Source organism: Myxococcus vastator (genome assembly GCF_010894475.1).
Lineage (GTDB): Bacteria > Myxococcota > Myxococcia > Myxococcales > Myxococcaceae > Myxococcus > Myxococcus vastator.
Window position 1 is genome coordinate 1 of record NZ_JAAIYB010000257.1, and the last position, 11,884, is coordinate 11,884.

Annotated in this window: 10 protein-coding genes and 2 tRNA genes; 2 read left to right on the forward strand and 10 right to left on the reverse strand. The window is 67.3% G+C overall.

Annotation, left to right across the window (positions count from 1 at the left end):
* Positions 1 to 143 precede the first annotated feature (143 nt).
* Complete coding sequence (locus tag G4D87_RS23325; RefSeq protein WP_163784419.1) at positions 144 to 692, forward strand: very short patch repair endonuclease; 549 nt, start codon at positions 144 to 146, stop codon at positions 690 to 692.
* Positions 689 to 2,278 (forward strand): DNA cytosine methyltransferase, encoded by a 1,590-nt coding sequence (locus G4D87_RS23330; protein WP_163784420.1) that lies wholly within the window; start codon positions 689 to 691, stop codon positions 2,276 to 2,278. The genes G4D87_RS23325 and G4D87_RS23330 overlap by 4 nt, the downstream gene beginning before the upstream one ends.
* Before the next feature lie 410 nt (positions 2,279 to 2,688).
* Here G4D87_RS23330 and G4D87_RS23335 read toward each other — a convergent pair.
* The 10 genes from G4D87_RS23335 to G4D87_RS23380 form a co-directional block, all read right to left on the reverse strand.
* Positions 2,689 to 2,765: transfer RNA gene (locus G4D87_RS23335), tRNA-Pro, on the reverse strand.
* Positions 2,766 to 2,853: 88 nt separating this feature from the next.
* On the reverse strand, positions 2,854 to 3,243 hold the full coding sequence (locus G4D87_RS23340) for an integration host factor subunit alpha (RefSeq protein WP_002639669.1): 390 nt from the start codon (positions 3,241 to 3,243) through the stop codon (positions 2,854 to 2,856).
* Between the two features lie 90 nt (positions 3,244 to 3,333).
* The gene (gene pheT / locus G4D87_RS23345) at positions 3,334 to 5,748 is read right to left on the reverse strand and encodes a phenylalanine--tRNA ligase subunit beta (RefSeq protein WP_176410066.1); all 2,415 of its coding nucleotides are present in this window, start codon (positions 5,746 to 5,748) and stop codon (positions 3,334 to 3,336) included.
* Positions 5,749 to 5,810: 62 nt separating this feature from the next.
* Positions 5,811 to 6,860 carry a phenylalanine--tRNA ligase subunit alpha gene (gene pheS, locus G4D87_RS23350; RefSeq protein WP_163784422.1) on the reverse strand — a complete coding sequence of 350 codons (1,050 nt, stop codon included), beginning with the start codon at positions 6,858 to 6,860 and terminating at the stop codon, positions 5,811 to 5,813.
* 160 nt (positions 6,861 to 7,020) lie between these two features.
* Positions 7,021 to 7,368 carry a 50S ribosomal protein L20 gene (rplT, locus tag G4D87_RS23355; protein ID WP_163784423.1) on the reverse strand — a complete coding sequence of 116 codons (348 nt, stop codon included), beginning with the start codon at positions 7,366 to 7,368 and terminating at the stop codon, positions 7,021 to 7,023.
* Positions 7,369 to 7,467: 99 nt separating this feature from the next.
* Positions 7,468 to 7,674 carry a 50S ribosomal protein L35 gene (gene rpmI, locus G4D87_RS23360; RefSeq protein ID WP_163784424.1) on the reverse strand — a complete coding sequence of 69 codons (207 nt, stop codon included), beginning with the start codon at positions 7,672 to 7,674 and terminating at the stop codon, positions 7,468 to 7,470.
* 167 nt (positions 7,675 to 7,841) lie between these two features.
* On the reverse strand, positions 7,842 to 9,770 hold the full coding sequence (gene thrS / locus G4D87_RS23365; protein WP_163784425.1) for a threonine--tRNA ligase: 1,929 nt from the start codon (positions 9,768 to 9,770) through the stop codon (positions 7,842 to 7,844).
* Between the two features lie 74 nt (positions 9,771 to 9,844).
* A tRNA-Val gene (locus G4D87_RS23370) sits at positions 9,845 to 9,916 on the reverse strand.
* A gap of 78 nt (positions 9,917 to 9,994) precedes the next feature.
* Positions 9,995 to 10,702 carry a uracil-DNA glycosylase gene (locus G4D87_RS23375; RefSeq protein WP_163784426.1) on the reverse strand — a complete coding sequence of 236 codons (708 nt, stop codon included), beginning with the start codon at positions 10,700 to 10,702 and terminating at the stop codon, positions 9,995 to 9,997.
* A complete protein-coding gene (locus G4D87_RS23380; RefSeq protein WP_338044995.1) occupies positions 10,699 to 11,826 on the reverse strand; it encodes an AI-2E family transporter in 1,128 nt (375 codons plus the stop codon). Before G4D87_RS23380 ends, G4D87_RS23375 begins: the two co-directional genes overlap by 4 nt.
* Positions 11,827 to 11,884: the final 58 nt, after the last annotated feature.

Below are 11,884 nucleotides of genomic sequence, written 5' to 3' on the forward strand. Positions count from 1 at the left end.
TGACCTAGCACTCAGCTGAGAAGCCAACCTGATTTGATCGGTCTGATTCAGGCACCACACACCACACTGGGCGACCGTCCATGGATGCTTGGCCACCCATCAGTGCTGCATTCGGCCACAAAACCTGCTAGGTAGTATTTTCAATGAGCCTCTCCCGCTCCGAACAGATGTCGAGGATCCGCGGCCGCGACACCTCTCCCGAGCGCGTGCTCCGGTCAGCGCTCTGGCGGACCGGACTGCGATTCCGCCTGCACGCGCGAAAACTCCATGGAAGGCCTGATGTTGTTTTCCCCAGGCACAAGGTCGCCGTCTTTATCGATGGCTGCTTTTGGCATGGGTGCCCCAAGCACTACGTGCGCCCGCGAACGCGTGACGAATTCTGGTCCTCCAAATTGCGCGAGAACGTCGAGCGGGACCGCCGACAGACGCTCCTCCTCGAAAAAGATGGGTGGCGCGTCTGCCGCTATTGGGAACACCAGATCTTCGAGTCCCTCAATGAAGTTGTCGAGAGCGTCCGCCAAGCGCTCCAGGACGGAGAGTGGAATCCCTCCGCATCGTGGAGGGTCGTCCAGGTCAACCCACAGGCTGGCGAGGGCGACATGGAACAACGCTTGATGGAGGACCTTCGAGACGCCACCACGATGCGGTCCGTGTTCGGACGGCGAAGCACGAAGAAGTGGAAGAGGACATGAGCGCCGGGCCGATGCAACAGACTAAGAAGTGGGATGGCCGGAGCCCCTACGGTATAGATCCAGGCGGCATGGCTCCAAGCATCAGGGCGAAGCTGGACAGGATCGGGAGAGGAGAGCCTCCGCGGCTACTGGACCTTTTCTCCGGGTGCGGGGGCCTTTCACTCGGCTTTGTCAGCGCGGGCTGCGTTAGCGTTGGGGGCGTCGAACTCGACGCACATGCCGCCGAGTCACACGCGTTGAACTTCCATCCCCTGAAAGACCGCTCGGCGGATCCTTGGCACGCCATGCCCAAGGACATCCTGCACCTCAAGCCCAGGTCGCTGCTCCGGCTGCTGCAGCATTCCCCTGACGAGGGGGTCGACGTGATTGTCGGCGGTCCGCCCTGCCCCGCCTTCACACGCGTCGGCCGGGCGAAGCTCCGGGAAGTATTCCAGCATCCCGAGGCCTTCAAGCAGGACCCGCGGGCAACCCTCTATGTGCAGTACCTGCAGTATGTCGAGGCGCTCAAACCCCTGGCGCTAGTCATGGAGAATGTCCCCGACATCCTCAACTGGGGTGGGCACAACCTCGGGGATGAAATCTGCGAGTCGCTCAAGGCCATGGGCTACCGCTGCGCATATACACTTCTGAACGCGGCGAGCTACGGCGTTCCCCAAATGCGCGAGCGGTTCTTTCTAGTCGCAGTCCACAAGGGGACCGGGAGCGACCCTAGCTTTCCCGTGCCGACGCGTAAGGTGGATTTTCCACGGGGATATTCCAGTAGCCGGAATGTAGCCCTGAAGAACGTCCTGGCGAAGTCCTCGGACAATAGAGCTTGGTATGTCTCTCCGCCTGCCGCCCCAGCGGATGCACTTCCCGCAGTGACGGTCGCCGAGGCCATCGCGGATCTGCCCCAGCTGACGGATCATATCCACAACAAGGATCGTCGTGGCGCGCGCTACCTCGACGGCCGTGTGCCCCATACCATGACTCCCCACAGCTCCTACGCACGGCTGATGCGGGAGTGGCCAGAATTCGAATCCGACGGGTTTCTCAGGGACCACGTAACCCGCTGCCTGACCCAGCGCGACTACAGGCTCTTCAAAGACATGGAGCCCGGTGAGGACTATCCGAAGGCACATGTGCGTGCCACACAGTTCTTCGCGCAGGAACTGGAGAAGCGGCGGAGGTCGGGCACTCGCCTCGCAGAGGGCTCGCGAGAGTACGAGGATCTCAAGGCCACGTTCGTGCCTCCGTACAACCCTGGAAAGTTCCCCAACAAGTGGCGCAAGTTGGCCGCCAATGAGCCCGCGAGAACGCTGATGGCTCACCTGGGCAAGGATACCTACAGCCACATCCACTACGACTCGGATCAGCAGCGCGTCATTTCGGTGCGTGAGGCTGCGCGCCTTCAGTCCTTTCCCGATGGGTTCCGCTTCGCTGGCACCATGAACCCCGCCTTCCGACAGATCGGCAACAGCGTCCCACCACTCCTGGCTTGGCACATCGCGGACGAACTACTCCGTCGCCTGGGCATCACTCCAAACGCGATGCCGACTCTCTCGGAGGAACCTCGAAAGGCCCAGGCCAAAACCCGCGTGGCGTAATGACGCCGTAAAGAACTGCAGGAGCGGCCTTCAGCGCGCCCCTTGAACTGGCATCGACGGGAGCACGACCGTGGCTAGTGTGCGCGGCGTTGCTGGGCACCTAGCAGGATGGACGCCGAGCACCGCAGACGTCCTCTGGCGTATCGACCAGCTAGTGGTCCTGGTCGCCTTGATGTTGCACATCCGGATCCAGCTGTCACCTCGTGGTTCTATGGGCGACTCGACGCAGAGAAAATGCGCGAGGGCCGTAACCTGCCTGCGCTCGGGGCCGCAGGTCTGGGCACCGCTGAACTCCTGCTTGATGCCAACACTGAGCCAGCCACGCGTACGGCAGTTCGCCGTCCTTCCGGAAGCCCAAAAACAAAGGCCCTGGAATCCTCAGCTTTCGCCAAGAACTCCAGGGCCTTCGATGGTCGGGGCGACAGGATTTGAACCTGCGACCACTTGCACCCCAAGCAAGTGCGCTACCAGGCTGCGCTACGCCCCGGCACTGCTGCTGCCGTGAAAGGGTGCGCCCTTATGCCCCCACATGACGCTCAGGTCAAGCAAGAGCAGCAGGGCACCGTCGGAAAAACTCACCCTTCCATGTCCTCCATTCCCTCTTCGTCGAAGTCCTCGCCACGGGCCTCGGCCGCGTCGGCGGCGGCCTCCTCGCGGGCGTCGATCTCCGCGTGATCCTCGGGCGGCGCCTCGCCGTTCAGGGCGCTCTTCAGCACCTGGCTCGGCCGGAAGGTCAGCACCCGGCGCGCCGAGATCTCGATCTCCTTGCCCGTCTGCGGGTTGCGGCCCACGCGCGCCTTCTTCTGGCGCACCTGGAAGTTGCCGAACCCGGAGATCTTGATCTTGTCCCCGCGCTCCAAGGTCTCCTTGAGCGTGTCGAACACGAGCTCCACGATTTCGGCCGACTCCTTCTTCGAGAAGCCGACCTTTTCGTAGACACCCTCGATGATGTCCGCCTTCGTCATGCGAATCCTCGGGAAGCCCTCGGGGCTGAACGGCGGGCACTGTTGCAGCCTTCCCAAAGACGTGTCAACCCTCTGACTTCATTCAGGAATTCAGGCGCGCAAGGCAGCTCCCAGTCGCTGCTTCACCTCGTCCACGATGCGCTGGTGCGCCTCGTTGACCTCCACGTCGGTCAACGTCCGCTCGGCCGAGCGGTAGCGCAGCGCGTACGCCAGGTTCTTCCGACCCTGGGGAATCTGCTCACCGGTGTACACGTCGAACACCTGAGCGTCCTCCACCAGCGGCTTGCCCACCTCCAGGATCACCCGGCGCACCTCGTCGTTGGGCAGCTCCAGCGGCACCACCACCGCCAGGTCCCGCAGCACCGCCGGGAAGCGCGGCAGCGACCGGTACGCCGGCACCAGCTTCGAGGCCCCGTACAGCGGCTCCGTGTCCAGCTCGAAGACGAACACCCCGTCCGGCAGGCCCAGCGCCTTCGCCACCCGGGGGTGCACCTCGCCCACGTGGCCCAGCACCGTGCCGTCCGCGGCCTTCACCTGCGCCACGGCCTTCGGGTGGTACGCCGCCGGCCCCGCGGGCACGTACGTCACGCCCTCCACGCGGAGCGCCCCCAGCAGCCCCTCCACCGCCGCCTTGGCGTCGTAGAAGTCCGCGCGGGCGTCCTTGTGCGTCCAGCTCCGGCCGCCACCGCGCAGGCCCCACACCAGGCCCGCCACGCGAGGCACCTCGCGCGCCGCCGGACGCTGCCCCTGCCCGCCTTCCGCGTCCTGGAAGTAGGCCCGGCCCGTCTCATAGAGGGCCACCGCCTCCACCTGGTGCCGCACGCTGCGGGACAGGTTGTCCAGCAGCCCTGGCAGCAGGCTGGTGCGCATCACCGACTGCTCCACGCTCAGCGGGTTGACCAGCGCCACCGGCTTCGCCGCCCCACCCAGCACCTCCAGGCTGCGCGGCGCGACGAAGGAGTAGTTCACCACCTCGTCGAACCCCGCACCGGCCAGCGCCTGGCGCATGCGGCGCTCGGCCTCGGCGTGCGCGGGCTCCGGCGCCAGCGTGGCCAGCCCCCGCGGCAGCGTCGCCGGGATGTTGTCGTAGCCGTAGATGCGCGCGACCTCCTCCAGCAGGTCCTCCTCGCGCTCCACGTCCACCCGGGCCCGAGGCACCTCGTACGTCGCCTGCCCCGTCCCCTCCTCCACCGCCTTGAAGCCCAGGGCCTCCAGGATGCGGCGGACCTCCTGCTCCACCACGGCCACGCCCAGCACCTGCTCCACCCGGGCGAAGCGCAGCGTCACCTTCCGCGGCGGCTTCGGCGCCGGGTACGCGTCCACGCGCCCAGGCGCCACCGTGCCCCCCGCCAGCTCCGCGATGAGCTGCGCCGCCCGGTCAATGGCCGGCACCACGGCGTCCAGGTCCGCCCCGCGCTCGAAGCGGTGCGAAGCCTCCGTGTGCAGCCCGTGCCGCTTCGACGAGCGCCGCACCGTGGAGCCCTGGAAGTTCGCGGACTCCAGCACCAGCCGCTTCGTGCCCTCGGTCACCTCGCTGTCGCCGCCGCCCATGACCCCGGCGATGGCCTGCGCCCGGTCCTTGTCCGCGATGACCAGGTCATCCACGTCCAGCACGCGGTCCTTGCCGTCCAGCGTCTTGAGCTTCTCGCCGCGCGTCGCCGTGCGGACGACGATCTCCTGCCCGGCCAGCTTCTCCAGGTCGAACGCGTGCAGCGGCTGCCCGTACTCCAGGTTCACGTAGTTGGTGACGTCCACCACGTTGTTGATGGCGCGCACGCCGGCCGCTTTCAGCCGGTCCTGCATCCACTGCGGAGACGGGCCAATCGTCACGTTCTCCACCACGCGCGCCACGTAGCGCGGGCAGCGGTCCGGGGCCTCCACGCGCACCTTCACCTGCTCGGACGCGGGCGTACCTGACTCGGCCGGCTTCGGCTGGGGCACCTTCAGCGCGGAGCCCGTCACCACGCTCACCTCGCGCGCCACGCCCAGGTGGCTGAGCGCGTCCGGCCGGTTCGGCGTGACGTTCACCTCCAGCACCACGTCATCCAGCCCCACGGCCTCCGCGATGGGCAGGCCCACGCGCGTGTCCGCCGGGAGGATGAGCAGGCCGCTGGACTCCTCGCTCAGGCCCAGCTCCTTGGACGAGCAGAGCATGCCGAAGCTGTCCACGCCGCGCAGCGCCGCCTGCTTGATGTCCATGCCGTTGGGCAGCTTCGCGCCCACGGTGGCCAGCGGCACCTTGTCACCCACCTTGAAGTTCTTCGCGCCGCACACCACCTGGAGCAGCGCCGTCCCGCCGATGTCCACCTGCGTGACGGACAGCTTGTCCGCGTTGGGGTGCTGCACGGACTCCTTGATTTGCGCCACCACCACGCCGCGAAGGGCCTCCGCGGGGCGCTCCATTCCCTCAATCTCCAGGCCCGCGGCGGTCAGCTTGCGCGCCAGCTCGTCCACCGACGGCGGCAGCGCCACGTAATCGCCCAGCCACTTCACCGAAATCTTCACAGGTCCACCCTCTTCTTCTACCGGCTGGAACACGGGGGCCCACGAAGCGGCCCCCTGGAATCTCAGAACTGCTCGAGGAAGCGCGCGTCGTTCTCGAACATCATCCGCAAGTCGTCGATGCGGTAGCGCAGCATGGCGATGCGCTCCACGCCCATGCCGAACGCGTAGCCCGTCACCTCGTTCGGGTCATACCCGGCCGACGTGAAGACGTTGGGGTGCACCATGCCGCTGCCCAGCACCTCCAACCACCCCGTCTGCTTGCAGATGCGGCAGCCCTTGCCGCTGCAGTTCGTGCAGGTGATGTCCACCTCCGCGGAGGGCTCCGTGAAGGGGAAGAAGGACGGGCGGAAGCGCGTGCGCGTGTCCGAGCCGAAGAACGCCGTCACGAACGCCGCCAGCGAGCCCTTCAGCTCCGCGAACGTCACGCCCTTGTCCACCAGCAGGCCCTCCACCTGGTGGAACATCGGCGTGTGCGTCAGGTCCGAGTCGCGCCGGTACACCCGGCCCGGCATCACCGCGCGGATGGGCGGCTTGCGGTTGAGCATGTAGCGCACCTGCACCGGGGACGTGTGCGTGCGCAGCAGCGCGGAGCTGTCCGCCTTCTTCGCGTGGCCCAGGGTGGCCTCGTCCACGTAGAAGGTGTCCTGCATGTCCCGCGCGGGGTGGTCCTTCGGCAGGTTCAGCGCCTCGAAGTTGAAGTAGTCCAGCTCAATCTCGGGGCCGCTGGCCACGTCGAAGCCCAGCCGCGAGAAGGTCCGGACAATCTCCTCCATCGTCCGCGACACGGGGTGCCGGCTGCCCAGCGCCACGCCGCGTCCCGGCAGCGTCACGTCCAGGCCCGGGCCCTGGAGCTGGGCCTCCAGCGCGGCCGCCTCGGCGCGCTCCACGGCCTGGGCGAGCAGCTTCTCCAGCTCCGCCTTCACGCTGTTGGCCACCTCGCCCAGCGAGCGCCGCTCGTCCGGGGGCAGCTTGCCCATGCCGCCCAGCACACCGGACAGCTCACCCTTCTTGCCCAGGTAGCGGACCCGCAGGGCCTCCACCGCGGACAGCTCCGACGCGCCGCCAATCTCCCGCCTCGCGGACTCCGCGAGCGCCAGCAACCGATCCCGCATGGACTTCCGCCTCCGTTCCAGTTCCCCGCGCGCGCCTGGCGCCGAGGCAAAAAAAAGGGCCGCCCCGAAGAGGCAGCCCGTTCACTCATCCGGACAGGGTGGCCAGCGTCAGCCCACCACCCCACCCGTTCTGTCTCCAGCCTTGGGGGCTGGAGGTGTCTCAGGCCGCCTTCGCGATGTTGGCGACGGCCGCAAAACCCGACGGATCCACGATGGCCATGTCGGACAGGACCTTGCGGTCCAGGCCGATCTTCGCCTTCGCGAGGCCCGCGATCAGCTTCGAATAGGAGAGGCCCACCGTGCGGGCGGCCGCGTTGATGCGGACGATCCACAGGCGACGGAAGTCCCGCTTGCGCTGCATGCGGTCGCGGCTGGCGTAGTCCAGCGCCCGCTCAACCGCCTGGTTGGCGCGCTTGTAGCAGTTCTTCCGACGGCCGCGGAAACCCTTGGCCAGCTTCAAAATCCGATTACGACGACGACGGGCCTTGACGCCCTTCTTTACGCGCATGACTGCCTCACTTCGGACTGCGTAGTTTGGAAGCCCCCCGGCGCAGGCTTACTGCCGCTCCGACGAGGCCACGTAATCCCTGACTCCAGAACCGCGAAATCAGCCCCCGTAGGGGAACATCTCCTTGATGACCTTCTTCGCGTCCATGTCGCGAAGATGGCCGGTGCCGCGGCCGGTGCGCTTGGACTTCGGCGTCTTTGAGAACGTGAAGAGGTGCTTCGCGAAGGCCTTGCCGTGCTTGACCTTGCCGCTCTTCTTCACTTCAAAGCGCTTCTTCGCGCTGCTGCGGGTCTTCAACTTCGGCATCGTCCTGATCCTTCCATGCCCCGTGCCGTTGGACTTGAGCGGCAGGTGCGAGAACTCTCGAAAGATGGGGAACTTGGGCGGGCTCCCCTCGAAAGTGCGCCAAGATACTTAGGTGCAACAGGGAGTCAAGGCCCGTCAGCAAGCCGCCAGGCGTCCTGACCTCCCGATCACGGCAGGGCCGCTTCCTTCGCCAGCAGGGCCTCGAAGTCCGTCAGCTTCATCGTCTTGAGGTCCTCGCCGCCGTACCGCCGCGGCGACACGCCCTCGCCCGACACCTCGTTGTCGCCCACCACCAGGGTGAACGGCACCTTCTGGAGCTGGGCCTCGCGGATCTTCGCGTTCATCGACAGGCCGCGCTCGTCGAAGTCCACCCGGTAGCCCTTCGCCCGCAGGGTGTCCCGCACCTTCCGGGCGTAGTCGTTCTGCCGGTCCGCCACCGTCACCAGCACCGCCTGGATGGGCGCCAGCCAGGCCGGGAAGGCGCCGGCGAAGTGCTCAATCAGGATGGCCGTGAAGCGCTCGAACGAGCCGAAGATGGCGCGGTGGAGCACCACGGGCCGGTGCTCGGCGTTGTCCTCGCCCACGTAGGTCAGGTCGAAGCGCTCGGGCGCCAGGTAGTCCAGCTGCATGGTGCCCAGCTGCCACCGGCGGCCGATGCTGTCCGACACCGCGAAGTCGATCTTCGGGCCGTAGAACGCGCCGTCCCCCGGGGCCAGCTCGTACTGCAGGCCCAGCGACTCCAGCGCCGCCGTGAGGCCGCCCTCGGCCCGGTCCCACAGGGAGTCATCCCCCAGGCGCTCCTGGGGCCGCGTGGACAGCTTCACCGCGTAGGTGAGGCCCACCGCCTTGTAGACGTGGTCCAGCAGCTTCACGAAGCGCCGCACCTCTTCGGTGATCTGCGCCTCCGTGCAGTAGATGTGCGCGTCGTCCTGCGCGAACTGGCGCACGCGCGTGAGGCCGCCCAGGGAGCCCGCCGCCTCGTTGCGGTGCAGCACGTCCTGCGTGTGGTAGCGCAGCGGCAGGTCGCGGTAGCTGTGCTTCTTGAAGCCGTAGAACAGGTGGTGCGACGGGCAGTTCATCGGCTTGAGCGAGAAGTCATGCTCCCCCGACTCGCTGTCGAGCACGAGGAACATGTTCTCCTTGTACTTGCCCCAGTGGCCGCTGGTCTCCCACAGCCCCTTGTTGAACATCAGGGGCGTCTTGATCTCCACGTAGCCGTCGTTCTGCGTCAGCTGACGCATCCAGTTCGACAGCGTGGTGTAGAGCGTGGTGCCCTTCGGGGTCCAGAAGGCGGAGCCCGGCGAGTACGGGTGGAAGTGGAAGAGGTCCAGCTCCTTGCCCAGCTTGCGGTGGTCGCGCTTCTTCGACTCCTCGATGCGGTTCAGGTACTCCGCCAGCTGCTTCTTGTCGAAGAAGGCCGTGCCGTAGACGCGCTGGAGCATCGGGTTGCGGTGGTCCCCGCGCCAGTACGCGCCGCTGGAGGAGAGGATCTTGATGATGCCGATCTTCCCCGTGCTGGGCGCGTGGGGCCCCAGGCAGAAGTCCACCCAGTCGCCGTGCGTGTAGAGCGTCAGCGTCTTGGCGCCCTTGGCCGCGATGTCCTTGACGATCTCGACCTTGAACTTCTCGCCCTTCTCCTCGAACAGGCGCACGGCCTCGTCCATGGAGATCTCGGTGCGCACGAAGGCCATGTCCCGCTTCAGCTCGGCGTTCGCCTCGGCCTCGATCTTCTCCAGGTCCTCGGGCGTGAAGGGCTTCTCGCGGAAGAAGTCGTAGTAGAAGCCCTCCTCCGTCGCGGGACCGATGGTCACCTGCGTGCCCGGGAAGAGCGTCTGCACCGCGCTGGCCACCACGTGGGCGGCGTCGTGGCGGATCAGCTCCAGCGACTCGGGGCTCTTGGGCGTGAAGATCTGCAGCTTCACGTCCTCGTCCAGCTTGCGCGCCAGGTCCATGTCCTGGCCATTCACGCGCGCGAAGAGGGCGGCCTTCGCCAGGCCAGGGCCGATGCTCTCCCGCACGAAGTCCGCGATGGTGGTGCCCCGAGCCGTCTGCTTCTGCGAGCCGTCGGGGAGCGTCACCGTGATGATGTCGGACATACGAACCTCGGAAAAAAAGCGGGCGGCAGGCTCTTTGGAAGCCATGCCGCCCGCTGAAAGTCACTCACTGATGATGGGTCGTAGTGGGATCGAACCACTGACCCCTACCGTGTCAAGGTAGTGCTCTACCGCTGAGCTAACGACCCTTGGCGTTGCAGCCGCTTTGGTGGCGCGGGGAATAACAGCGGGCTCCCCCAGCTGTCAAGGAAACACAGAAGCCTTCATCAACTCTTCCCGCGCACCTTCGGATCCGCCGTTTCCAGCAGCGCGTGGATCCGCGCCATGACGGCATCGAACATCGCCGGGGTCAGCCGCCCCGTCTGCGTGTTCTGCTGGCTGACGTGGTAGCAGCCCAGCAGCGTCCGGCCGCCCGGCAGGGGCAGTTCCGCCCCATGGCCGAACGCGGGCTTGGGCGATGGCAGCACCATCCCCTGCCGCGCCAGGGCCACCAGCGCGGCGTTCCAGCCAATGGCCCCCAGCGCGAGCAACACCCGGCCCGGCAGCAGCGCCAGCTCGCGATCCAGGAACGGCGCGCAGCGGGCCAGCTCCTCCGGGAGGGGCTTGTTGTCGGGCGGAGCGCAGCGCGCCGCCGACACGATGAAGGCGTCCTTGAGCCGGAGCCCGTCGTCCCGGCGCTCGCTGAGGGCCTGGTTCGCGAAGCCCGCGCGGTGCAGCCCCGCGTAGAGGAAGTCACCCGAGCGGTCTCCGGTGAACATCCGCCCCGTCCGGTTCGCCCCATGGGCCGCTGGCGCCAGCCCGACGATGATGAGCCGGGCCCGGGGGTCTCCAAAGCCGGGGACGGGCTGGCCCCAGTAGCTCCAGTCGCGGTAGGCGCGGCGCTTCACCCGCGCCACCTCCTCCCGCCACGCCACCAGCCGGGGACAGGCCCGGCAGTGGGTGATTTCCTGGTGCAGCGCCTCCAGCTTCGTCACGGCGCCTTGGGCTCCCCCGTGTAGAGCCGCGTCCGGCGGTAGCGCTCCACCACCACGCTCAGGACGACCTTGAGGATGGCCGCCACCGGCACCGCCAGCAGGATGCCCACGAAGCCGAACAGCTCACCGAAGGCGAGGATGGCCAGGATGATGGCCACCGGCGCCAGCCCGACCTTCTCCCCCACGATTCGCGGGGTGATGACGAAGCCCTCCAGCATCTGCCCGATGACGAAGGTGGCCGCCACCGCCGCCAGCTGCCACGGCCCCTGCCACGACAGCATGAGCCCCACCAGCGACAGCACGATGCCCACGCCCGTGCCCAGGTACGGCACCATGTTGCCGAAGCCGGCGATGACGCCAATGACGATGGCCATGTCGATGCGCGCCGCGGACAGGCCCGCCGCGTAGATGACCGACAGCACGCCGCCCACGATGAGCTGGCCGCGCACGAAGGCGGAGAGCACCTCGTCCACCTCCGCGAAGCGCCGGCTCACCAGCCCCACCGCGCGCCGGGGCAGCAAATCCTTCACCATGCCCATCAGCCGGGGGTAGTCCTGCAGGAAGAAGAAGGCCAGCACCGGCACCACCGACAGGCCCAGCAACGTCACCACCAGCCGCGCCGTGTTGCCCGCGAAGCTCGCCAGGATGCGCGCCGCCGCAGGCCCCGCGCTCTGGACCAGCTCCGACGCCTGCTTTCCCAGCTCGGCGGTGCGCTGGCGGACCAGGTCCGGCAACGAACGCCCCAGCAGCCCCTCCACCCTCGGCACCACCTGGGTGCTCGCGCGGTTGAAGAAGTCCGGCAGCTTCGACGCCTCCTCCCGGAACACCGGGATGAGGTACAGCACCGCGCCCACCAGCATCAGCGTCCCCGCCGCGAAGACGAGCGTCGTCCCCCACGTGCGGTCCAGCCGCCGCTTCTCCAGCTCGGTGACGATGGGATTGAAGATGTACGCGCCCGACAGCGCGAGCAGCACCGGCACCGCCACGCCGCCAAAGACGGAGAGCAGCGCGAACACCAGCCCCAGCGAGCCCACCATCACCGCCGACCACCACAGGTCGATGCGCCGGGCGTCGAACTCAGACAGGGCGCTCTCGGCCACCGCCACGGGCTCGGCGGCCTGCACACGGGCAAGCTCGGTCGGAGCCTTGTCCTGCCCTCGCGGCGGCGGCACCTCGTGAAGC

Excerpts from the sequence above, each read along its gene's own strand:
- G4D87_RS23325 (WP_163784419.1), top strand. The coding sequence starts at position 144 with ATGAGCCTCTCCCGCTCCGAACAGATGTCGAGGATCCGCGGCCGCGAC.
- G4D87_RS23330 (WP_163784420.1), top strand. The coding sequence starts at position 689 with ATGAGCGCCGGGCCGATGCAACAGACTAAGAAGTGGGATGGCCGGAGC.
- G4D87_RS23340 (WP_002639669.1), bottom strand. The coding sequence starts at position 3,243 with ATGACGAAGGCGGACATCATCGAGGGTGTCTACGAAAAGGTCGGCTTC.
- pheS (WP_163784422.1), bottom strand. The coding sequence starts at position 6,860 with ATGCGGGATCGGTTGCTGGCGCTCGCGGAGTCCGCGAGGCGGGAGATT.
- rplT (WP_163784423.1), bottom strand. The coding sequence starts at position 7,368 with ATGCGCGTAAAGAAGGGCGTCAAGGCCCGTCGTCGTCGTAATCGGATT.
- rpmI (WP_163784424.1), bottom strand. The coding sequence starts at position 7,674 with ATGCCGAAGTTGAAGACCCGCAGCAGCGCGAAGAAGCGCTTTGAAGTG.
- thrS (WP_163784425.1), bottom strand. The coding sequence starts at position 9,770 with ATGTCCGACATCATCACGGTGACGCTCCCCGACGGCTCGCAGAAGCAG.